We start from the raw sequence: 22,708 nt of genomic DNA, 5'->3' as shown, positions 1-22,708 counted from the left end.
TTAACAAGGTGCAGCGTTAAGCTGCACCTTGTTTGTTTTTAAGGAGAGAGATAAAAGCTCTTATCCCATTTCCCCCCTGTTGGCCTGCTCAACCGCCCTAAGCCTAGGTTTATAGGCGCAAATAGCGATGCTTCTCTACACTAATGGCCAACTCTATCAATTACTTGAATAAGTTCTATTCGAATACTGTCCGGTGTTTGGCTATGCCAGAATCCACCTAAATAACTGATCAGTGGCAGGGCAAATAGCGCGAGTAATAACAAGACTAACAACCCTTTATGGCTAACTCTGTGGCCAGATTTAAGGCCTAAACCTAGCGCGGCAGATTTAGGGCAGGCAGCAACACAGCGCATACAGGCTTGGCATTCATCGCTGCGAACCGTGGTTTGGGTGTGCACAATAATATTCGCGGGACAGGCGCGGGTGCATTTGTCGCACTTCATCCCTTTCGCTTCGATCAGGCAGTGCTGGGTATTGCGGCGGATTTTAAGTGGACTGGCGAAACTTAACAACCCGAGCATGGCGCCGTAGGGGCACAAATAGCGGCAAAACCCTTGGCGTCGCCATGCTGCTAAGGTGAGGATAAGAGCAAAGCAGGCTAAGGTAATGAGTCCTGGGGTGACAAAGAATAACGCCATCTTCAAGTCGGCAATCTTGTGATAATTGCCCTGCAGATAATAGGGAATGGACTCGCTCGGCATGCCGATAACAATATAACAAAGTGCGAGGAGTAACAGATATTTAAGCATGCGCAGTGGCCAATCTAGCCAGGCTGGTGGGGCTAATTCTGCCTTGATAAAGCGCTTTCTTAGGGCATATAAATATTCCCCAGCAAGGCCTAAAGGGCAGGCCCAGCCGCAAAAAGCGCGCTTGCAGAGTAAACCCGTGAGTAATACTGCTGCGAGCATAACCGCTGCTGCGGGGTGGGTTTGATCCCATAAGTTCAGGCTAATAATGGCTTTTAATTCAATACCACCTGCTATGGGTAAGAAAGCATCGCCCACATCGGGACGCATTAACCAAGGTGTTACCCCTTGCTTAAGCTGTATGACGTTGATGCTGTATTGGATCGCGACTAAAAAGAGTGAAAGCGCGAGCAGATGCTGGCAGCCTTCGCGTAGGGTATTAATTTTTATATCAGCTTTAAACTCCACCGGCGCTAACTTATGGGCAATTAGGCTGAGTGGCAGGGCAATTATCAGGGCGAGTGCCAAGGGCCAGTAGAGGCTAATTGCCACTGCTGCGAAACTCAGTAGTAAAGTGGCCAGCGCCCCCCACTTTTTACCGCTCCAGTAGCTAAGGGAAGCGATGTACATCAGGGCTAGCATTAGGGTAAGGGATTCAATAAAGGTCATGTTAATACTGCAAATAGAATACACGTATTCAGTCTGAGCTCACTTTGCGGGATAAGTTTTTGAGCCTAAAGTGAATTTGTGCGGTAGATCCAAGATTTATTGAATGGTCACACTAAAGCGCGCCTTAGCTCACAAAGCCAAATATCTTAGCCTTGCACAAAAGAAACAGAGAATGCAGGGAGGGTGAAACTAGTCGCTTTATCATAGACCTGTTAAATGGAACTCGCTTTTTGGCTATCGATATATTTTTGAGTGTTATTTATACAGCAACAACCTCTTGTCTGTAAAACTAATAAACTAGAGGTGATATCCTAGTCTATGGTGAGTCCCCCCTTATTGAGCTTTCCGTGAAATCTGCGGCATAAATTTTAAGTCCGTGAAAGCTTTAGGCTAAAGGTAAACTTGTTTATACTGTTGGTATTAACATTGGAATCTCTTAATGATAAACATTTTTTAACAAGACAAGGGGTGTCACTTGAGCCAAGAAGAACAATATTTAAAAGATGCCAAGGCTTGTTTCGCTGCACGACAATTTTCATCTGCGAGCAGGTATGCGCGAAAAGTGATTCGCCTTCAACCTCAAAATCTAGATGCATTATTAATTTTGGCGCAACTTGCGCTTGAAGCGAATGATTTCAAGGATGCTGAAATTAAATTCGACGCTATTTTAATACTGGATCCCAGTTCGGTGAGTGCACTTAGAAGTAAATTACATTTGTTAGAAGTTCGGCAACGCTATTTTGAACAAATTGATATTATCAATTGCCTTATCAAAATCACTCCAGACGATCTCGAGCTACACTTTAAACTCGGTATGGCGGCACTACAAACTGGAAACATGGTCTTGGCAACCGAAGAATTAAACTATTGTGTTAAAAATAATTATGATAATGCCGCTGTAAAATTGAATTTAGGCCATATTTACAAAGCGACAGGTAATACACAACTTGCTGCATTTTATTACCATGAATTTATTGCAGAAAAACCAGAAAAGAAAGCTGCCGGATTTTGGGGGTTAGCAGATTTAAAAAATTATACGTTTTCAGAAACGGATAAAATTGAAGTCATTACTGCCATAAATACTCCATCGCAGTCAGATGCAAGCCTTGCATTATTACTGTATACACTGAATCGGATCTATGAGCAGTCAGGTGATAATAAGCTAGCATTTGATGCTATGGTTAGGGCTAACAATCTTTTGGTGCCACTAAAACCATTTAAAAAAGCCTTGTTTGTTAACACTGTACAATCTCTACTCCATACAAACTTGACTCCACGTATGGCAGTTGATGGGGGTTCTATTCCCATTTTCATTGTTGGTATGCCCCGTTCAGGGACAACATTAGTCGAACAGATTCTTGCGAGCCATAGTTTAATTGGTGCAACTGATGAGCTACCTTATATAGAGAGAATAGCATTAACCCTTGAACAAGCAGGTGGCTACGCTAAACAACTGGAAAATTTTAATCAACAGCAAATAAATCAGTATCAACAGCAATATTTACAAGAATCTGCTCAGTATTTTACAGAGGTTCCTTATTATTTTATTGATAAAAATCCCAATAATTTCCTTCATATCGGTTTGATCAAAACACTTTTCCCTCAGGCAAAAATTATAAATGTCATTCGGCATACGACGGATAATGCCCTCAGTGTATTTAAACAATACTTCAGTGTTGGTCACAATTATTCCTACTCATTAGATAATATCAAAGTGTATTGGGAAAATTATCTCGAGCTGATGGAGCATTGGGATCGTCTATTTCCGCAAGAAATATATCATCTCTGCTTCGAAAGACTAGTTACTCAGCCTGACGATCAAATTCCTAAGTTGCTTGCTTACTGTGGTGTAGAATTTGAAGTTGATTGTCTAAATTTTTATCAGTCTACGCGACCTGTTTTGACACCTAGTGCAAGTCAAGTTAGACAGCCCATGAATACTAAAGCTATAGGGCAATGCGAAAAATATCAACCATTTATGGCACAAGACTATCTCGATTTTGAGGAGATCAATGCTAAAGTTAAAAAATGTTTGTTAAGTGCAAAAATTTAACCCAAAACGGTCAAGATAGCTATTATTTAGAATAGAGTTATGGATTGTCTCGGAGAGCTTGTTTATCTTCTTGGGGTGGATTACAGGGCGGGATCATACTTTGTTAACAGTAGGGAACTTCTTCGTATCTGCATGATCTGATCGGGCATGTTATTCTACTGAGCCTAATCCATGTCCTTATTTGAACACTTGAAACTCATCGAAGACCCTCGCTCTCACATCAATCTAAACCATGATTTAGTTGATATTATTTTTCTCGTTTTAGCCGCTATCGCTTCAGGTTGCGATGGCTGGCAAGCTATCGAAGAATTCGGCAAAGAGAATCTATCTTGGCTGCGTAAACATCGAAATTTTGATAACGGGATCCCTACTCGACATTCTATTGCTCGGATCATTAAAGTCATCGATAGCGAAATACTGGTGTTGACACTCTTTAGTTGGGTTAATCGCGTAAGAGAAGCATCATCTAAGCCTTTGATCGCTATCGATGGAAAAACCTTGCGGGGTGCTGTTAATCAGCATGGCGCTAAAAATGCGCTTCACCTCATCTCGGCCTTTGATACAGAACAAGGAATTGTGCTGTATCAGCAAGATACACAGACCAAAGGTAACGAAATCGCAACGGTTCAAGCGCTGTTGCACATGTTAGACATTAAAGATGCTGTTGTAACCTTTGATGCACTTCACTGCCAGCGGGAAACGCTTCAACAAATCATCAAAGCTAAAGGCGACTATGTTGTTCAGGTCAAAGGCAATCAACCTCTACTTAGGCAGGCCATAGAAATGCAGTTCCAACCTCACTGGGATAACGACGGCGTCGACATATTGAGTATCGAAGAGGATGACAAGGGGCATGGCCGTAAGGAGCGTCGCATGACGTTTCAAGTCCCAGCAAAGCTGCCGCAGGCGCTCGCGAAAAAGTGGCCATCAGCCAAGTCGCTCATAGCAGTTGAACGTCAACGAACACATAAAGGTGTTACAACCATTAATACGGATTATTACTTAAGTTCCTTACCTTTAGACGTCGAACTTGCAGCCAAAGCGGTGCGTCAGCATTGGCACATCGAGAACCAGCAACACTGGGTGCTTGACGTAACATTTAGGGAAGACTGTTCAAGAATTGGTGACCGTGAAAACGCGAAGAAGATGGCGTTATTTCGTCGTATCGTGCTGAACCTTTTAGAGCAACATCCGCTAAAAGCCAGCAAACCAACCAAGATGAGAAAGGCTGCATGGAATGGCGATTTTAGGAGCGAGATTTTCTTTGGTTAAGAGATTTAACAAAGCTTAATCCCGCCCTGGGGTGGATTAGCTCTACTTGTTGTTTATGGTGTGATTCGAAAATTCGTGCCGACACTGTCATATTTAATCACCAGCGAAATTTTACCTATTTGCAAACGTATAAAGTGTTAAATGGCTCCTCACATCATTAAATTAATATAATTCAATCGATTATTTTTTGGGGTTGTATGGGGATATTCACGAAGCATTGAATTAAAAGTATTTCAATTGTTTGAAAAAATGCTGCCCTCTTAGAGAGGCAGCATTACTAAGTAGTCAGTATTTTATTGATGTAAGATTAACTTATCTTTCCATGGCAATTTTTATATTTTTCACCAGAGCCACAATGGCATGGACTATTTCGAGTTAATCCTATTGTTTTCGATTCATTTTTATTTATGGACTTAATAACACTAGTGGTTGGCAGCGCTAATTCTACATTCATTGATGGACCTATTATCAGCTGCGCTAAAATTTTTACAGCTGAAGTGCCATTTTTGATAAAAATATTTTTATCAAACTGGCTTGCTTGTTTCAGTACTTCATTTCGTAATTGATGAAATAAAGGCCAGCCAGTTTTATCCTCACCATATAAAAACCATAATTCACGCCAATCAGATACAAAATGCTTTAATAGTTTAGCAAATTGTGCTTTTGTTGATTCAGAACTTTGGTTGCAAGACTGTACATCGGTTATTAAATCATTCACTAATAATTCAACTTCACCAGGAGACATTATTATTTGGTAATTGTTTTTTTCTGTACGAAGTTCAATCCGTTTTTTAGGCTGATAATTAAGGAGTTTACGAGATGTCGAACCATCTTCGGGGATATTTTCGATCATATCCCAAAAACGGCTTGAACCAGCAAAATCAATCACTAAATGGACACGGGATTGGTTACTGTTATTTTCAACTTTGTGGAATTCCCATGAGTCAAAAATCCAACAATCACCAGCAGCCATATGTATACGTTTGTTAGCACACTGGAAAATAACAGTGTCGGTGGTAGTTATGGGAATATGTACTCTGACACGTTTATACCAGTGATAATTGATATCTGAATGTAATGGGACTTCGCATCCAGCATCAAGTTTCATCAATCGAGTTCGGCCAACCACCTCGCCAAATGAAGCGATTACTTGTTGCAGATATTCACATCTGAGTAATGCCGAAGTTGGCAGCATAATACCCTTAAAGTCATTATTAAATTCACCATTGACAGATATTAAAGGTATAGCTGAGTTTCCTTTAAAATTTTCATGATGTGGCACCCATTCAGAATCAGCAAATTGTGCGATCTCTTGCTGCATTTTTTCTAAATCAAATTGTAATGGGAGTTGATAAAATTCACGCTTAAGTTTCATTATTGTTAACTCTTCATCTGACGGGCTAAATTAATGCGCCATGGCAATACTTATAACGTTTTCCTGACTTGCATGGGCAAAGTGCGTTTCGACTCATGCCTTTATACAAATCTTTCTGAGTAACACTATCTTGATTTGTTTTTAGAATAACCCTTTCCTTAGACAACGGCTCAATGAATTGTTCGATTAATAACTTATTTATAAGGTCTAGTGTCGATTCAATTTTAGGAAAAACCTGTTGTATTGCTGCCGCATTACTCTGCCATTTATTGGGAGCTGGAGGAGAAACTGTATATCGAGAATAGGGTAAATGAGTATCACAAATCTGCTGGAATAAGTTATCAAAAGGGATATCGCAAAATTGACAAAGAGCAGCGAGTTGCTTGCTAGGTGTTGCCACTAAATCACGGTAAGTGAGTATATGCCAACGAGACTTAGGTAGTTTTAATAAACTGCTCATGATCGCATCGTTTGCCTGCTGCCATTGAAAAGCAGCGATTTCCTGCAGTGTGTTACCTCTTTGTCGTGCCCAATTATCTGGAAGTAATAAAGACCAATCCCCAAATCCTGGCAATTGCGGATACGTGACAAATCGATTGGACCGCCATGCTTCCATAATGCTGCTGATATTTTCCTTAGGATCTCTGACTAAATAAATAAATAATGCATCAGGAAATACACTGTTTAGAAAGTCGACACGTAAACTATTTTTAGGAGTTTTTTCTAAAAATCGTATAGGTGAATGATGGGGCAAAGAAACCTGAGTACCATCGGCTTTACGCAATTTTGAAGCAAATCCCTTTCTCAACAGATGAATGATATCAGGTGTGGCATCCTCTTTAGTAAGCGCATTCGAACGGAATCCTCGTATTGCTACATTTAGTTCAGGGATAGTTTCAATGACGGCATGGCTTTCACCACCGATTGTACATAAAAAGGTGTTTTGTGACAGGACCTCAAAGAGCAAGGTGCTGCCAGAGCGTGGAGCCGACAAGATAATTATGGGGCGCTCAAAACAAGTATCCAATCGTGTTACTCTGCATTAACAAATTAATTTAAACACAGCATACAGGAAGACGGTTTTGACTTCAAAATACACCACTCGGTAACATTTTTGTGCCCAAGATGTATTGGTTTTTAATCTTATATCTGCATTAGTATTGTTGTTTCTAATCTATTATATTCGATTTCTTGGGTGTTTATTAGCCTGTACGAGCTATTAGATTTGAATTCTAACTGTTCCCGTTTAAAGACGAGCAATCTCATACATTATTGTTTTTAGTCTGTTATGACGAGAAATATACCTAAATTCTTATGCTCCGACTTATAGGGTGTATTTTAACTGTTTGATAATAAAAACAAATGTACTATAGGTGATAAGTTGAGATGTATCATTTCAAACAGTTATAGCAAATTGACTCGCTTAATATTTCCGCAAAGCACAAACTTAAACTCAACATCGAGTTTACCTATTTACAGGCTTTGTTAACCCTTTGAGCTCTCTAGGGCTTCGATAAACTTGTTCGACTCGTTGATCGACTTATTCATCTCTTGGATAAGGCCCGAGATATCCGTTTGTAGACTCGCAAATTCACCTTTGATCGCGCCAATGGCTTGGGCGTTCAAGTTATGCTTTAAATACAGCATATTGTCTTTCATGGCGGTGAGGATAGGCGGCATTTTTGATTCGGCGCGGCGCATACTTTTTATCAGTTGCTGATAGGCACGGCGGGTTTCCTTCAGTTTAGTTTCGCTATTCCTACGCAGGTTAGCTTTGCTGATCTCGCCGATTTCGGCTTGCCACTCATCAAACAAAGCTTCGGCGACATCTTCCACTTTATTAATGCGGTTGCTGACATTATCGGCAGCGCTTTGGGCCGATTCGTACTCATCTTTGGCCTTATTGTAAGCCTTTTCGAGGCTGCCGCCATCGTGGTTCAGTAGCGCTTGCATCTCTTCGAGGGCCGAACTGAACTCCTTTTGGGCGTCCTCTTGGGATTCTTTAGCGTCTTTAACTCTGTCGACCATAATGTCGCGTTTATGGTAACCGACTTTTTCCATCGCGCCGTAATAGGCCGTTTGACAGCCCGTGAGTAAAAGGCTTATGGCAATCAGGCTAGAGGTCATCAATCTTTTCATTGGGGGTTCCGTTGCTGAGTGAAATGACATTAATCGGCCTTAAACCGCGCCGCATCAATAATGCTCCACAGATGAAAAATCGCCCCTATTACGGCGGGAACAATCAACCACCAGAGGGCATAACCGACCACAGTAATTACAAAAAATAGCAGTGCTGCCATGATTCTGCCCTGCAGCAGTTGGCCTAATCCTGGAAAAAATAGACTGGCGATAGCGGCGATAACATTGCCAGCGGATCCTTGTTGCGACATCAATTCACTCCTTAGACTTGTAAATTAAGTGTTTATTGTACGAAGATAACGAGTCTATACCAACAGAATCAAGAGAAACCCGTGACTAAGAAGATAGAACTGGCACAAATTCGCGTCCTATTCCTCGGGATCTGGCACTTCCTGCTGCATTTAAGACAAAGATTAGTCGAGGATCAAATCAATATCCGTGCCGGACACTTAGCCTATGTCACGCTATTGTCACTCGTGCCTCTGGTCGCAGTGACTATGTCTATGTTATCGGCCTTTCCGGTATTTAAGGGCATTCGTGGCCAGATAGAAAGTTTTGTTTACGAAAACTTTTTGCCCGCCGCCGGCGATACAGTGCAAGTCTATATCAATGAATTTGTTGGCAATGCATCGAAGGGAACGGCAGTTGGTATTGCGGCGCTTGTGGTTGTGGCGATTATGTTGATTTCCGCGATTGATAAGTCCCTCAATAATATCTGGCGCACCAAAGAGAAGCGCTCCGTGGTGGTCGCATTTTCCATGTATTGGATGGTGATCACCTTAGGCCCAGTATTGGTGGGCGCGAGTTTGGTGGCGACTTCCTATGTCGTATCCTTAAAAGTTTTTGAAGATCAGGCCCTGTCGGGGATGGTGCCTGTTTTTATTGAGCGTCTACCTATGTTGTTTTCCGTGGCGGCATTTTTGCTGTTGTATATGGTGGTGCCTAATCAGAAGGTGAAGTTTTTGCACGCACTCTTAGGTGCGATAGTGGCGGCGCTGCTATTCGAATTAGGTAAAAAAGCCTTTGCCTTGTATGTGACTCAATTTCCAAGTTATGAGGCCATTTATGGCGCCTTGGCCACGATTCCTATCGTGTTTGTATGGGTGTATTTATCGTGGATGATAGTGTTACTCGGCGCTGAAATTACCGCGGCTATGCCCGAATATTTGGATTATGAATCGAGTTCGGATGTGAAGGAGACCAATCTAGATGGTCAACCTTTAGCAGGCACGGAACAGGTCAATGAAACAGATTCTACTACACTGAATAAACAGCAAATTAGTGACATAACTGGCGTAAAACCAGAATGATCTCAGTGGTACAGACTAAATAGCCGTTTTGAATTGTAAACCACTTTATAGGGCGAGCAAGGTATCGGTAAGCAGGCCCTCTGCGCCATGGATGGCGCGGTGGAGCCCTCAGGGAAGAGTTCATGGCGTGCCTGCGTGCGATACCCTGCGATATAGCATAATTAGGAACATTTATTTAGGCTATGACCCATAACTCCCACGCTTTTCCGCCTTTTATTCGCCGTGACTGGCTTGATGTAGGCAGTGGCCAACGGCTGCATTTAGCGCAATATGGGGATCCCCATGGGATCCCTTTGCTATATCTACACGGTGGCCCTGGTGCGGGAGTCGATACCAGCGAACTCGCTTTATTTAATGGCGATCATTATTGGATTTTATTGTTAGATCAACGTGGTGCAGGGCAATCTTTGCCTGCGGGTGAGTTACACCATAATCACCTCAATGGGCTTATCCGTGATATCGAAACCATTCGAATTGCCCTAAATATTGAACGTTGGTGTTTAGCTGGTGGCTCATTTGGCGCCACACTCGCCCTCATTTACAGCGGCTTGTTTCCCCAAAGGGTTATAGCGCAGGTGCTATGGGCGCTCTTTATCCCATCTGCGGCAGGGATTGAATGGCTCTATGGTGGCTCCGGTGCCGCCCGCTTGCATCCCCAAGCTTATCGGGATTTTTGTGATAATGCCTCGCAAGAGCAGCCTATTTTTGAGCACTATCGGCAGGGGTTTTATGCCGCCGATAAAGCGGTGCGCCATCAGTTTGCACGCCGTTGGATCCACTGGGAACTCACGCTCGCGGGCGCAAAGAGTGTATTGCCCCAACGCTTATCCCCTGAGTTATTAGCCCTCGCGAAAATTGAGTTACACTATGCGATAAATAATTACTTCAATACGCTCAGTATGTTGCAACGGGTGACATCTAAGGTCACAGCGCGTACTCTGCTATTACAAGGTACGCAGGATGCGGTGTGTCCCGCTATGCTCTTAAATGAGTTTGTGGCCGAGGTGGGAGAGCAGAACATCGAAATTCGCACTATTGTCGAGGGAGGACATTCGCTCAATAGTGAGATTTTATCTCTGGCCGTCACACTCGAAATCCAGGCCATGTGGTCGTGGATAAACCGACAGGAGTTAGCATGAAATCATTATTTATCATAATAGGTGTTTTGGGATTAAGTGCCTGCAGTGCTGCGCCTTCGGCATTGGCAGTGCCGACTCAACCCATTGAAACTAAACAGCTTGAAGAGCATGCGCCAGTGGCGCCTAAGATTGTACGCTTGGCGGGACTGAGCAATGATTTGGCCGCAGATGCCTTGTATTATACGTTACTCAATGCAAATTATTTGGCGACCAAGGTGGCATCGGATAAGGTGGCAGTCCAATTCGGTGATAACCAGTTTATGCTGGAGCCGAGCATGAATGCCGCGGGCATCGATCGTATTTTAATGAACCGTTTCTATGCGGTGCACCCACAATTACAGGCCAGCCAAGAATTACCCGCAATAATAGGCGAGCTTAACGCCAAGCTTAATTTTGCTAAATTTATTTTGCTCGAGCAGGGCGCCGTTATCCAAGTCCAGGGCGTAGTCACCTTCGCCGACAGTGTTGAGATCGAGGAGCTGCGCCGCTTTATGCTGTGGACTAACTCGGGTCTAACACAAATTGCTATGTCTCTCCCCGAAGGTATAGACCAATATATTCGCCCCATTCCACTCATTCAGCCTGATAAATCTTAATCTAAAAGGAAACCCAGTGATCGCCCTAATTCAAAGAGTGAGCCGCGCCAGCGTGGTTGTCGATAACCAAACCATAGGCGCAATCGATAAAGGCTTATTAGTCCTTCTTGGTGTCGAACGTGAAGATACCCGGGAGAAAATGGAAAAACTGGCGACTAAGGTGATGAGCTATCGCGTGTTTAGCGATGAAAATGGCAAGATGAACCTCAACTTAGAACAAGTCGGTGGATCTTTGTTAGTCGTGTCGCAGTTTACCTTGGCCGCCGACACGGGCCGGGGCCTTAGGCCGAGCTTCTCCGGCGCGGGCACACCTGAGCAAGCCTTAGGCTTGTATGAAGAGTTTGTCGCCTTTTGTCGAGCCAAGGGAGTAGTAACCGAAACAGGGCAGTTTGGTGCCGATATGAAAGTTGAACTAGTGAATGATGGCCCTGTGACCTTTAACTTGCAGGTATAATTATAGGTTAACTAAGATGCTGTAAGTTAAGGCTAATATTTAATCCCCTTAATCTATGGGCAAAGCATATTGAATGGGGAAGTGGCTGTAATGGAAGAATATATGGATGAATTACTGACTAAATTGCGCCAAACATGGCATAGCACTATCCCCGTCAGCGAGTTTATGCAGATAAGGCCGCTCAATTTTTCCGCGGGTGAGTTTTCTACCACAGCACCTATAGCGCCTAATATTAACCTGCATCAAACCATGTTCGCTGGCAGTATTTATACCCTAATGACACTGACGGGCTGGGGTATGGTGTGGTTGCAACAGCAAATGCTCGGTGTGGAGGGCGATATAGTATTAGCCGATGCCCATATCCGTTATCTCGCTCCCGTGACCTGTGACCCTGTGGTAACAGTGCAATGGCCCGATACCAATTTGAGCCCATTGCAGCGGGGAAGAAGAGTGAAAGTGAGGCTTGAAGTTCAACTCTTTTGTGAGGCTAAACTCTGCGCTGTCTTTGAGGGCCTCTACGTTAGCACCCCGAAAGCGTAAAACCTTTCTAAAAAATAGAATGTAATCTCAAATTTTATCCGCTTTTTTTCTTTTTTATGGGCTAATAAACTAGCGCCATAGAGTCGAGAACATTCATCTGACTCTCAGTCGTTAATTATTGTCGGAGCAGATTATGTCTAAAGTCTTAGTGTTAAAATCCAGTATTCTTGGCGGTTATTCACAATCTGCCTTATTAGTTGACCACCTGATCGGTAAATGGGAAGACCAAGACGCGACTATCACGGTTCGCGACTTAGGCGGTAAAGATGTGTTGCCTATGGTTGATGGTGAAATTGCTTCTGGTTTGCGTGGCGGTGCCGATTTAACTCCACGCCAGCAAGAGATGCTCGATCTTTCTAACGCCTTAGTGGAAGAACTAAAAGCGAACGACACTATTGTGATCACCGCGCCTATGTATAACTTCAACATTCCTACCCAACTTAAAAACTGGATCGACTTTGTGGCCCGTGCCGGCGTGACTTTCACCTATACCGAAAATGGTCCAAAGGGATTAGTAGAAGGTAAGCGTGTGGTATTGATCACTACCCGTGGCGGCGCCCATAAAAACAGCCCAACGGACCATATAGTGCCTTATTTAAAAACTTTCTTGGCCTTTATTGGTATTACCGAAGTTGAAGTGATTTACGCTGAAGCATTGAATATGGGGCCTGAAGCCAATCAAAAGGGCATTCGCGAAGCGAAAGAAAGCATCGATTTATTAACGGCTTAATATTTAAAGCGTTCAACAAAAATGCCAGCTAAGATGCTGGCATTTTTATACTTGTTAGCGGAGTTGCTCGCTATCGGTTTGGCTGGCAGCAAACAAGATCGTTGAGTGAGCCGCCATTGATAACGTATTCAAAACCATTGGCTTTGAGAATATCGCAACCCTTTTGGGCGCGAATCCCTGCGCCGCAGTAAAGCACAAAGGGATGCTGTTTGTTTTCGACTTGGTGCAACCATTGGTTGAGCGTTGGCAGCGGTACATTAATGGCTTGGGGAAGATGCCCCGAGGCAAATTCCTCCGGCGAACGCACATCTATCACCTGCGCACCTTGTTCAATCAATTGCCAGCATTTCTCGCCCGAGTGGCTGCCGGATAATTTTGCCAGTAAAGATTGAAACATAGCCTAGCTCCTGCCATTAGAAAAATTTCAATAAGTTTATTCTAATGAATTGGTGAGTGCAAGTGCAGAGATTATCGGCAGTGAATGCTTTGGTTTTTAGTATTACTGGCGCTAGATTAGCAGCTAGAAGCTAGAAGCTAGAGGCGTTGCCTCGTTGATAGTGAATGATGTCGTGGAATACCACGGCTTGCTCGTTGAGATTTCGATAGCCATGGGGTTTGTCGGCCGCAAATCGTACCGCTTCACCTTGCTTGAGCTTTTGCCACTGCCCATCCACTAATACTTCCATAGTGCCGCTCAAGACAATCACATGCTCGGTCACTCCCGTTTCATGGGGCTCAGAAAGGCGCTCATAGTGCGGCAGTAGCGTGAGTTCAAACATCTCAAAACCAAAGCGCGGCTCGAAGGGAAATAGCGACGCGACTAACATGCCGTCGGTGGCGGGTTGTTGGCGTAACTCATCGGGTTTACGGAATACGGCTCCTTGGCTCTGGGGCGTGGGTTCGAGAAAGGTCGAAAGCGAGATATTGAATCCACTGGCAATTTTCCACAGCGTTGCAATGGTTGGGCTTGATTCACCGCGCTCGATTTGTCCTATCATGGCCTTGCTGACGCCCGTCTCTTGGGCGGCTTTATCTAAACTCCATCCCTTTTGGTTGCGAAGTGCTTTGAGCGTGGTGGCAAGATAGCTGTTTATCGTCTGCACAATGGCCCCATCATTTTTATGAAAATTTAGTTTGTACGTTATAACGCACAGGTGCTATCTTGTCCATCTCGTACGTTATAGCGCACGAAGGCTATTTTGTTCATTTGATAAGTGATAGCGCACAAAGTCATGGCGACAGCAATTGCAGAGAAAGGGAGTGGATATGTGGCGAGATGCAGGGAGTTTATCAAAAATATCAGCGGGATTTATTGCGGTATTAGTGGGTTATAGCAGCTCGGCTGTGATCATCTTTCAAGCAGCGGAGGCTGTGGGGGCGACACCGGCACAGATCAGTTCATGGCTGTGGGCTTTAGGTGTGGGCATGGGCGTGACCAGCATAGGGTTATCGCTTTACTATAAGAATCCTATTCTAACGGCTTGGTCGACACCGGGCGCTGCGCTGATGGTGACCAGCTTAGCTGGATTGAGCGTCAACCAAGCCATAGGCGCGTTTCTGGTGAGTTCGATGTTAATCACCCTTTGCGGGGTGGCGGGCTGGATGGATAAGCTTATCCGCATCATGCCGCAGTCAGTCGCTTCCGCTATGTTGGCGGGGATTTTACTGCAATTTGGCCTAGGGCTATTTCAGGCGATGCAAACCCAGCTGAGCCTCATATTAATCATGCTGTTGGTGTTTGTCGTGGTTAAGCCTTTTGCGCCGCGTTACATCATCTTGCTGACCTTGCTGGTGGGCATAGGCATGAGCTTTCAATTAGATTTGCTCAAGTTAGATGCCGTTCAGTTGCAACTGGCGATGCCGGTATGGACCACGCCTGAGTTTTCGCTGGCGAGTGTGATTGGCGTAGCATTACCGCTGTTTGTAGTGACTATGGCATCGCAAAATATGCCGGGTGTCGCTGCGCTGCACGGTAATGGCTACAGGCCGCCCATCTCGCCTTTGATCACGACTACAGGATTCATCGGGGTCATTCTCGCGCCCTTTGGTGGTTTTGCCTTTAACTTATCCGCCATCACTGCGGCGATTTGTATGGGTAAAGAAGCAGACCCGAATCCTACGACCCGCTACTGGGCGGCAGTGTGGGGCGGGGTGTTTTACTTTATCACTGGGTTACTCGGCGCCACTGTGGTCGGCCTGTTTTCCGCTTTCCCTAAGGAATTAGTACTGGCCATCGCCGGATTAGCGCTGCTCGGCACTATCGCTAATAGCCTGACCGCCGCCTTAGCTAAAACCGAAGATCGCGAGGTAGCTGTGATCACTTTCTTGGTCACGGCATCAGGTTTTAGCGTGCTGGGTATCGGCAGCGCATTTTGGGGACTGTTGCTTGGGTTTATTATCCATGCTTGGCAAACCAAAACACGCTAGTGAAAGGGCGTGTGTTTTGGTGTTTAGCATCTATGACTAAAAGATCAGATTTTGTAGGCTGCCGCCTTAGTTTGATAGGCGGTAGCGATTTGACTTAATGCGAGCGTTCCCGATGAGAGCTCCTGTACTTTATCTGTCAACTTATTGATCGCATGGGCATTATCGATAATGTCCTCCCCAATGTGAGCAAGCACTTGGCTCTGGGATTGGGTGGTGTGTGCCACGCTTTCACTCGATACGGCAACATGGGTGATCTGTTCCGATCGTTGGGCGAGACCATTAGCGATTTCACTCGTTTGCTTCAGGTTTTCAGCTGTGCTTTGTTTGCTTAAGTTCATTGAGTCGACAGTCTTAATCATACTGGTGTTGAGGTGAGTTAAGACCGTGGCGATATCATCGGTTGAGCGGCCAGTGCGTTGGGCTAAGGCTCTGACTTCATCGGCAACTACGGCAAAGCCACGGCCGCTTTCTCCTGCTCGTGCGGCTTCAATAGCCGCATTGAGTGCGAGCAGATTCGTTTGCTCCGAGATGCTCCGGATCGCTTCGAGTAGCTTAGTGATGGCACTGACATCCGAGGTTAACTCGGCTAAGAACAGCGTCACTTCTGTGGTATTTTTTTCCAGTTTCTTCATATCTTCCATGATATTGAGTGCGCTTTTTCGGTCTTCATTACTGGAGTTCGCCGCTTGGCGTGCACTTTGCGCCGAGTCGTGGCTATCGGTCGCGGCTTGGCTGATCTGCTGAATCACACTTTGCGCCGTATCGGAGATTTGTTGAGCCTGTCGATTTTGCGCATGCACAGTATGTTGGGTTTCATCACTCAGCTGTTTTAGGTAGTTAGTGGTTTTTGCCATATCAACAGCAATTTCACGGTAATCGGAAAACACTTGGGTGAGTTCTTCGAGCATAGTATTAAACGCCATTTCGGCATGATTTTTGGCGGGCACGAGCCTAATCGAAATATCTTTAAACTCAGAGATCTGTTCAATCGCATCCGCAATACGCTGATTTGCCGAGGATTCGACGCGCATCATTGAGGCGAGTAAGATCAGAATTCCAGCTTCAGCGGCGGCAAACAGGGCATGCACAAAGGTGATATCCCAAGAACACTTGCCAACAAAAAGCATGATGGCAACCTGATTGATTTCTACACTCTGCAGTTGCATATAAGTGAACAGTACATGGTGTATCGCAACCGTCAGTAGCGCCGCGACTATTGGCTCCCAACGTTGATAAATCAAGAAAATCGCCATAGTGGAGAAAATATGAAAGTGCATTTCAATCATCCCCATTTGGGTCTGAATGAGGAGGGCTGAAACCGTCATCATGATAACGGCGGCAACACTGGCAAACATAGGTGTTGCTTTTAATAGGCTGTAACTTATTTGGGTGATGAGCAGTACAGCGATCGCGGCCATAATGGCAAAGCTTGTCATCTGTGCTCCAACAAACCCACTAACGAGGAGTATTGGTGCTTGGGCGAGCAGCAGACGATATAAGGTCTGATCATTTTTTGCCGTTATTGAAGTGTTCTGTGAGTGATTCATTTTTCTGCCTAATTTGAAGACATCATAGTATTGAGATCGGTGAGCAGTCGCTCGGTAATAAGCTGCTGTTGAGTATAGGTTTGTTTAAGCTTTCCCGTGGGTGAAACTAAATAAAGATTGCCAGTATGTTGATTGATATCGCTCGTTTGGCTCGATACTTCAGCCAGTTGCCGCTGTAGCGTCTCGAGTCGTTCAGGAGTTAGCTCGGCACTGAAAAATTGTGCCGATTGATTATCGATCATTTGTGCTCTGAGGGTTGGCAGGTCATTTTGAGGATCGATAGAGACAAACAGAAAACGAATGTTTGTTCTTTCATTTTCAGTGAGTTGTTCCATTAGTGAACGCACTTGATGTATGCGAACAGGGCAAATTTGTGAGCAACTCAAAAAGCCAAGAAACAGATAGCTTGGTCCCTTAGTCCAGTCACTAAATTGGTGCGTTTTACCGTGAATATCCTGCCAAGTAAAATCAATTTCGGAGTCTTGATGGGTTTCAATGCCATAGCTTCCCGATATCGCTTGGTTTAGATAAGCAATGGCGGGGAGGATTAGTAAAGTCACGGCCACAATTAGCACTGTGCTAATGAATGTGCTGGTTTTTTTCATATACTTTTTAATTTAATACATTTGAAATGTAAATGATTAGGTCAATTAGCAATTCCATTGCATTAGTTAGAACTATAGTCGCCGTCGGCTATCTTGCCTTAACCACGCGAGTGATTTGTTTGGGGCAGCAACGGTAGGTTGAAAGGCTTGAATGGGATCATTTTAAGTTAACGTTATAGATGCGAAGATTGGCGCTGCGCATGGTAAACGGCTTTCGTACCGTTTACCACTGCTTAAACTTAGATTTTTTTGGTCATAAACACGCTATTGGGGTCGAGTCGATAATCGGCAAAGGGGCCGCAGCTTTCGAAGCCAAATTTGCAGTAGAGCAGGCGGGCAGGGTTGAAGAAGTCCATCGAACCTGTTTCTAGACTCAGACGTTTGACGCCTGCGGCTTTGGCATCGTTAATTAAGTGCTGCAATATTTTAGAAGCTATGCCTTGCTGTTTATAGGGCGCGGCGGTGCGCATGGATTTGATCTCCGCATGCTCGGCATCTAACCATTTTAGTGCACCGCAGCCCGCTAAATTATTACCATCCCATAGGGTCCAAAAACGAATATTGGGCTGACGCAGGCCATCAAGATCTAATGCGTGAACGCTTTCAGGCGGAGAGGTTGCTCGCATATCCTCGAGGTGTTCTTGCAGTAATGCCGCTATCTCTGGCCCTTTAAGGTCATCTAAGGTGATTTTCATCGTGGCTTTCATGGTGAGTCTCATGGTGGCTCTCATGGCAGATCGGGTGCTCCCTATTATTGTGGCTTATCCATAATGGCGGCATCGCGTTGTTATCTTTTTGCAATTGCGCCGTGGTGGATAAGCAAATCTTAAGCCATTAGCGAAGTCATCTCTGAGGAGTTTTAGATTGCCTTATTTTGCTCGATTTTATCGTTAATTTTTTGCAGTAAAAAGTTTGGTTATCTTCTCGGTTCTCTTGTGTTGCAAACGCTTGAACGTGATGCAATAACGGTGATAACTTACTACCATGTTCAAATAATTTAGCCCTAGATGTTTAATTCCTTTTTTTTTGTGGGGGTTAATGAGACGTCTTGGTAAAGCAGTTCTATAAATATCGGAGTTTTACCATATTGAATTTGTTAAAAGATCGCAGAGAAAGACCTTTATTGATATCGACATTATTAGCATTTATTGTGCTATGTATTGTTGAAATTAGGTTTCCTATATTTCCATTTTTTATAGGAAGTGGTCTTGAAGATGTTTTAATTTCTGATGCAACGAAGAATATATTTTCTGGCTTACTAATTGGTCTTATTTCTGCTTATATTTTTTATGTGTTCATAGATTTCATTCCTAGGTCACGTAACAGGGCGGGATTAAGCTTTGTTAAATCTCTTAACCAAAGAAAATCTCGCTCCTAAAATCGCCATTCCATGCAGCCTTTCTCATCTTGGTTGGTTTGCTGGCTTTTAGCGGATGTTGCTCTAAAAGGTTCAGCACGATACGACGAAATAACGCCATCTTCTTCGCGTTTTCACGGTCACCAATTCTTGAACAGTCTTCCCTAAATGTTACGTCAAGCACCCAGTGTTGCTGGTTCTCGATGTGCCAATGCTGACGCACCGCTTTGGCTGCAAGTTCGACGTCTAAAGGTAAGGAACTTAAGTAATAATCCGTATTAATGGTTGTAACACCTTTATGTGTTCGTTGACGTTCAACTGCTATGAGCGACTTGGCTGATGGCCACTTTTTCGCGAGCGCCTGCGGCAGCTTTGCTGGGACTTGAAACGTCATGCGACGCTCCTTACGGCCATGCCCCTTGTCATCCTCTTCGATACTCAATATGTCGACGCCGTCGTTATCCCAGTGAGGTTGGAACTGCATTTCTATGGCCTGCCTAAGTAGAGGTTGATTGCCTTTGACCTGAACAACATAGTCGCCTTTAGCTTTGATGATTTGTTGAAGCGTTTCCCGCTGGCAGTGAAGTGCATCAAAGGTTACAACAGCATCTTTAATGTCTAACATGTGCAACAGCGCTTGAACCGTTGCGATTTCGTTACCTTTGGTCTGTGTATCTTGCTGATACAGCACAATTCCTTGTTCTGTATCAAAGGCCGAGATGAGGTGAAGCGCATTTTTAGCGCCATGCTGATTAACAGCACCCCGCAAGGTTTTTCCATCGATAGCGATCAAAGGCTTAGATGATGCTTCTCTTACGCGATTAACCCAACTAAAGAGTGTCAACACCAGTATTTCGCTATCGATGACTTTAATGATCCGAGCAATAGAATGTCGAGTAGGGATCCCGTTATCAAAATTTCGATGTTTACGCAGCCAAGATAGATTCTCTTTGCCGAATTCTTCGATAGCTTGCCAGCCATCGCAACCTGAAGCGATAGCGGCTAAAACGAGAAAAATAATATCAACTAAATCATGGTTTAGATTGATGTGAGAGCGAGGGTCTTCGATGAGTTTCAAGTGTTCAAATAAGGACATGGATTAGGCTCAGTAGAATAACATGCCCGATCAGATCATGCAGATACGAAGAAGTTCCCTACTGTTAACAAAGTATGATCCCGCCCTGGGTCACGTAAAGAGAGGGAAATTTTTACTGTTCTAAACTCACTAATTGCTTCGGTTCTTCATTCTTATAAGAACTGTCACATTTATGGACATGAGACCGCTTTGCCTCACGTAGATAAATCGGTACTGGAAAAACTATGGCTAGAGAGTTCTCTAGTTACGTTTAGAAAAAACAACTCAAAATATTTACCGTTGTTGCAAGCGATGAATACTTCTTTTACTCGATTAGACGATTTTAGACATGTATTGCCATTAGTCGTAGCTTTATCACCTAAGCATACGATGCAGTGGTTAGTTCTCACCGATAAAATTAGGCTGTTGGCAGAGAACTATGGTGAAAATCCAGAGGTTTCAATTGATAAGCAGCACTTAATAGATAAAAACACAGTTGATAATCCGATTTTAGAGTACAAAACTGCTTTGAATTTTAGAATGCTTGAAATCATTGAAGAGTCAATTTGTTGGTTATATCCGAGTGAAAATGGCTAACAAGATACTATGGCGTCCATAGCAAATTCATCGCTTTTAGTGCATACCATGGCACACCGTTTCTCAACATCGAATTTAACGTCATCACCATCTTCGTCATACAAGTAATGATGACTACTTTTATATTTTAACTTTAAAACCAATTGCTTATAGCTACTCATGTTTGACAGGGTTTCTATTGTTAGTTTTCTAAAATATTTGGCTTAACCTGCCATCGTTAAATGTTAGCTTTAGTCTTTTGAACTTAGAAGTTACACAGATGCTCGAAAGGCAAACCATGGTGATTGGCGAGACGACCATCCGCCCCATGGACGGGGCGGTCGAGCATCCAGGGATGGACTTGCTGCGTGTCGTCGAGCCAGTACCATGGTTGGCCTCACTCTGAACAATATCTATGTTTAACTGTTTCTTCGCCTTCCGTTACCCTCTTTTATCAACTTAGATCCTCTAGGTTTCTTTCACTGAGTCGGTAAGTGAGTGCCATGGCAAGCCTGTGCGGGTGTACCAGTAAACGATCAGGGGTGAGGCTACTTCAGATGATTTTGGGGTAGTTGTGGTTGGCCTAACAGGGCAACGATGAGGATGAAGTCGTCTTCTTTTGTGAAGTAGGCGGTGTGTTTACCAATAGGAAAGTAGAATCCGTTGGGGTAAATATCGTCGCAGCTTCTGCCTAATTCGGGGTTATCGGCTAACATTTGCAAGCCGGATATTAGGCTTTGTTTGTATTTGTGCCACTGCGACTCAGAAAAGTGTTGAAGGGTGTAGTCTTTAATCTTTAGTAAGTGAGTTTGAGCTAACTTACTCAGTTTATAGCGTTTATTTTTCATGTAAGTTGCTACAGGGCGTTAAGAAAATCTTCGCCATCAACGACATTACCTTGCGCTAAGTCTTCTTTAGCAGAATTGAAGCAGTGTTTAAGGTAATCCGATTTCATCGCCTCAAGCTGTTCGAAGTCGTGGATAGACATCACGACAACCGCATCTTTACTGTTTTTGCTGATCTTGATGGGTTCGCGTTGAGCGTTTAGCAGTAACTCACCGAAATTTCGTTTGGCGTCATTGGCTGTTAATGTTTGCACGATTAAGCCCTCTTATTTGGAAATACAGTGTCAGTATAGTGTATTGTGTGAAACGCTCAAAACGATTAAATCGTGCGATCTTTTCGAAAACAAGCGGGTCATAAATTTTTATCGCCAGTAAAAGGCACAGGCTACAAGGTCAACCGCGTTGTGTGGCATTCTGCGGGGAGTTCTCTAAGACACCCGCTATAAATTTTTCCTTCCCATACTCAACATTATGCAAGCGGATATAAAAATGGCCGAGGATAAGCTCGGCCATGATTTGCTCGATTAAACGTAAAACGGGCAGGTTTAGTAGTACTTCTTCAAATAGCTCTCGGCGTAGTTTTTGAGTTTTTTGTTCGAACTTGTGGTTGCCATATTTTCAATCACATCGCGATAAGTGGTATTCCCTGAACTAGCTAGGGCTTTGGCCATATTGGCATAGGTATCTATGGCGAGTTTGTCATCGGCCAGTAAGCGCGGCGTTTTCAATTCATTACTGAGAGTGGTGAGGATAAATTCATCATAGTTGCGATCATCCATGATTCTTTTGGCTGCGATACGTATAAGTTCTAAATCATCACAGCGAAGTGCATTGGCAAAGGCATTATTTCGTGGGCTTTGGTCTGCGACATATTGGCTCTTATCCCCTAATATGGCGTTCCATTTGCGGTATTTATCTAGGTTTTCTAAGGCTTGATTAGCGTATTTTTTGAGCTTTTTGTGATAGTTACCCTGAACAATATTATTCATTGTCCCACTGTATTTTTCATTACCTGAATAACCTAGTCCTTTGACTAACCAAGCGCTGTAATCGATAGCATTATTTTCTGTCGCTAAAGGCAGTGATTCTATGAGTTTTGCTTCCAGCGTGTCGTAAATAACAGGGTCGGATAGACCTGCGAGGATCAGTGACTCAATGGCTTGCTTTTGCTGGGATTGATTATCACCCTTGAAAATTTCTTGATAGGTTTCAACGGTGTAATCTTGGGCAAATGTGGGTGAACTGAAAAGGCTTATGCTAAGCAAAATAGCTGCAAATAGTGGTTTCATGGGTATGTCCTTATAGAGTTTGTA

General features: G+C 43.9%; 25 protein-coding genes. 11 read left to right on the top strand and 14 right to left on the bottom strand.

Annotated features, from left to right (window positions below; genetic code table 11):
* Positions 1-140: 140 nt before the first annotated feature.
* Positions 141-1,355: a 4Fe-4S binding protein gene (locus MJO46_RS11205; RefSeq protein WP_253989383.1), complete on the bottom strand. Its 1,215-nt coding sequence runs from the start codon at positions 1,353-1,355 to the stop codon at positions 141-143.
* Positions 1,356-1,830: 475 nt separating this feature from the next.
* Between MJO46_RS11205 and MJO46_RS11200 the strand changes: the two genes are divergently transcribed.
* Both MJO46_RS11200 and MJO46_RS11195 read left to right on the top strand, forming a co-directional pair.
* Positions 1,831-3,408: a tetratricopeptide repeat-containing sulfotransferase family protein gene (locus tag MJO46_RS11200; protein ID WP_253989382.1), complete on the top strand. Its 1,578-nt coding sequence runs from the start codon at positions 1,831-1,833 to the stop codon at positions 3,406-3,408.
* Between the two features lie 171 nt (positions 3,409-3,579).
* The gene (locus tag MJO46_RS11195; protein ID WP_253988702.1) at positions 3,580-4,680 is read left to right on the top strand and encodes an ISAs1 family transposase; all 1,101 of its coding nucleotides are present in this window, start codon (positions 3,580-3,582) and stop codon (positions 4,678-4,680) included.
* Between the two features lie 307 nt (positions 4,681-4,987).
* On the opposite strand, the gene MJO46_RS11190 is transcribed toward MJO46_RS11195, so the two are convergent.
* The 4 genes from MJO46_RS11190 to MJO46_RS11175 all read right to left on the bottom strand — a co-directional run bounded on the left by MJO46_RS11190 (position 4,988) and on the right by MJO46_RS11175 (position 8,445).
* Positions 4,988-6,055 carry an aspartyl/asparaginyl beta-hydroxylase domain-containing protein gene (locus MJO46_RS11190; RefSeq protein ID WP_253989381.1) on the bottom strand — a complete coding sequence of 356 codons (1,068 nt, stop codon included), beginning with the start codon at positions 6,053-6,055 and terminating at the stop codon, positions 4,988-4,990.
* Positions 6,056-6,080: 25 nt separating this feature from the next.
* Positions 6,081-7,082, bottom strand: coding sequence for a sulfotransferase (locus tag MJO46_RS11185; RefSeq protein WP_253989380.1), 1,002 nt, complete (start codon positions 7,080-7,082; stop codon positions 6,081-6,083).
* Positions 7,083-7,540: 458 nt separating this feature from the next.
* Entirely contained in the window at positions 7,541-8,194 is a 654-nt protein-coding gene (locus tag MJO46_RS11180) for a DUF2959 domain-containing protein (protein ID WP_253989379.1), read from the bottom strand.
* A 29-nt stretch (positions 8,195-8,223) separates the two neighbouring features.
* A complete protein-coding gene (locus MJO46_RS11175) occupies positions 8,224-8,445 on the bottom strand; it encodes a hypothetical protein (RefSeq protein WP_198781351.1) in 222 nt (73 codons plus the stop codon).
* Between the two features lie 81 nt (positions 8,446-8,526).
* Here MJO46_RS11175 and MJO46_RS11170 point away from each other — a divergent pair, with 81 nt between their 5' ends.
* The 6 genes from MJO46_RS11170 (at position 8,527) to azoR (ending at position 12,963) form a co-directional block, all read left to right on the top strand.
* Complete coding sequence (locus MJO46_RS11170; RefSeq protein WP_253989378.1) at positions 8,527-9,504, top strand: virulence factor BrkB family protein; 978 nt, start codon at positions 8,527-8,529, stop codon at positions 9,502-9,504.
* A gap of 182 nt (positions 9,505-9,686) precedes the next feature.
* Positions 9,687-10,643: an alpha/beta fold hydrolase gene (locus tag MJO46_RS11165; protein WP_253989377.1), complete on the top strand. Its 957-nt coding sequence runs from the start codon at positions 9,687-9,689 to the stop codon at positions 10,641-10,643.
* The gene (locus MJO46_RS11160; protein ID WP_253989376.1) at positions 10,640-11,239 is read left to right on the top strand and encodes a hypothetical protein; all 600 of its coding nucleotides are present in this window, start codon (positions 10,640-10,642) and stop codon (positions 11,237-11,239) included. The genes MJO46_RS11165 and MJO46_RS11160 overlap by 4 nt, the downstream gene beginning before the upstream one ends.
* Positions 11,240-11,255: 16 nt before the next feature.
* Positions 11,256-11,693 carry a D-aminoacyl-tRNA deacylase gene (gene dtd, locus MJO46_RS11155; RefSeq protein WP_253989375.1) on the top strand — a complete coding sequence of 146 codons (438 nt, stop codon included), beginning with the start codon at positions 11,256-11,258 and terminating at the stop codon, positions 11,691-11,693.
* A 90-nt stretch (positions 11,694-11,783) separates the two neighbouring features.
* Complete coding sequence (locus tag MJO46_RS11150; protein ID WP_253989374.1) at positions 11,784-12,233, top strand: thioesterase domain-containing protein; 450 nt, start codon at positions 11,784-11,786, stop codon at positions 12,231-12,233.
* Positions 12,234-12,366: 133 nt separating this feature from the next.
* Positions 12,367-12,963, top strand: coding sequence for an FMN-dependent NADH-azoreductase (gene azoR / locus MJO46_RS11145; RefSeq protein ID WP_253989373.1), 597 nt, complete (start codon positions 12,367-12,369; stop codon positions 12,961-12,963).
* Between the two features lie 70 nt (positions 12,964-13,033).
* Here azoR and MJO46_RS11140 read toward each other — a convergent pair whose 3' ends face one another.
* Together MJO46_RS11140 and MJO46_RS11135 are read right to left on the bottom strand one after the other, a co-directional pair.
* Positions 13,034-13,360, bottom strand: coding sequence for a rhodanese-like domain-containing protein (locus tag MJO46_RS11140; protein ID WP_253989372.1), 327 nt, complete (start codon positions 13,358-13,360; stop codon positions 13,034-13,036).
* A 130-nt stretch (positions 13,361-13,490) separates the two neighbouring features.
* Entirely contained in the window at positions 13,491-14,066 is a 576-nt protein-coding gene (locus tag MJO46_RS11135) for an XRE family transcriptional regulator (protein WP_253989371.1), read from the bottom strand.
* A 163-nt stretch (positions 14,067-14,229) separates the two neighbouring features.
* Between MJO46_RS11135 and MJO46_RS11130 the strand changes: the two genes are divergently transcribed.
* Complete coding sequence (locus MJO46_RS11130) at positions 14,230-15,390, top strand: benzoate/H(+) symporter BenE family transporter (protein ID WP_253989370.1); 1,161 nt, start codon at positions 14,230-14,232, stop codon at positions 15,388-15,390.
* Between the two features lie 44 nt (positions 15,391-15,434).
* On the opposite strand, the gene MJO46_RS11125 is transcribed toward MJO46_RS11130, so the two are convergent.
* The 4 genes from MJO46_RS11125 to MJO46_RS11110 all read right to left on the bottom strand — a co-directional run bounded on the left by MJO46_RS11125 (position 15,435) and on the right by MJO46_RS11110 (position 19,995).
* Entirely contained in the window at positions 15,435-16,937 is a 1,503-nt protein-coding gene (locus MJO46_RS11125) for a methyl-accepting chemotaxis protein (RefSeq protein WP_253989369.1), read from the bottom strand.
* Between the two features lie 8 nt (positions 16,938-16,945).
* Positions 16,946-17,542: an SCO family protein gene (locus tag MJO46_RS11120; protein ID WP_253989368.1), complete on the bottom strand. Its 597-nt coding sequence runs from the start codon at positions 17,540-17,542 to the stop codon at positions 16,946-16,948.
* Between the two features lie 239 nt (positions 17,543-17,781).
* On the bottom strand, positions 17,782-18,237 hold the full coding sequence (locus MJO46_RS11115) for a GNAT family N-acetyltransferase (RefSeq protein WP_253989453.1): 456 nt from the start codon (positions 18,235-18,237) through the stop codon (positions 17,782-17,784).
* A gap of 657 nt (positions 18,238-18,894) precedes the next feature.
* Positions 18,895-19,995 (bottom strand): ISAs1 family transposase, encoded by a 1,101-nt coding sequence (locus MJO46_RS11110; protein ID WP_253988702.1) that lies wholly within the window; start codon positions 19,993-19,995, stop codon positions 18,895-18,897.
* A gap of 189 nt (positions 19,996-20,184) precedes the next feature.
* On the opposite strand from MJO46_RS11110, the gene MJO46_RS11105 reads away from it, so the two are divergent.
* Positions 20,185-20,571 (top strand): hypothetical protein, encoded by a 387-nt coding sequence (locus MJO46_RS11105; protein ID WP_253989367.1) that lies wholly within the window; start codon positions 20,185-20,187, stop codon positions 20,569-20,571.
* Between the two features lie 238 nt (positions 20,572-20,809).
* A complete protein-coding gene (locus tag MJO46_RS11100; protein ID WP_253989366.1) occupies positions 20,810-20,956 on the top strand; it encodes a hypothetical protein in 147 nt (48 codons plus the stop codon).
* Positions 20,957-21,098: 142 nt separating this feature from the next.
* On the opposite strand, the gene MJO46_RS11095 is transcribed toward MJO46_RS11100, so the two are convergent.
* From MJO46_RS11095 to MJO46_RS11085, 3 genes are all read right to left on the bottom strand, one after another.
* Entirely contained in the window at positions 21,099-21,398 is a 300-nt protein-coding gene (locus MJO46_RS11095; RefSeq protein ID WP_253989365.1) for a type II toxin-antitoxin system RelE/ParE family toxin, read from the bottom strand.
* A gap of 8 nt (positions 21,399-21,406) precedes the next feature.
* Entirely contained in the window at positions 21,407-21,649 is a 243-nt protein-coding gene (locus tag MJO46_RS11090) for a type II toxin-antitoxin system Phd/YefM family antitoxin (RefSeq protein WP_253989364.1), read from the bottom strand.
* A 291-nt stretch (positions 21,650-21,940) separates the two neighbouring features.
* Positions 21,941-22,684, bottom strand: coding sequence for a hypothetical protein (locus MJO46_RS11085; RefSeq protein ID WP_253989363.1), 744 nt, complete (start codon positions 22,682-22,684; stop codon positions 21,941-21,943).
* Between the last annotated feature and the right edge of the window lie 24 nt (positions 22,685-22,708).

Origin of the sequence: Shewanella sp. KJ2020 (genome assembly GCF_024197625.1) — a bacterium.
Classification (GTDB): domain Bacteria; phylum Pseudomonadota; class Gammaproteobacteria; order Enterobacterales; family Shewanellaceae; genus Shewanella.
This window is presented reverse-complemented; position numbering and strand designations above follow the sequence as displayed.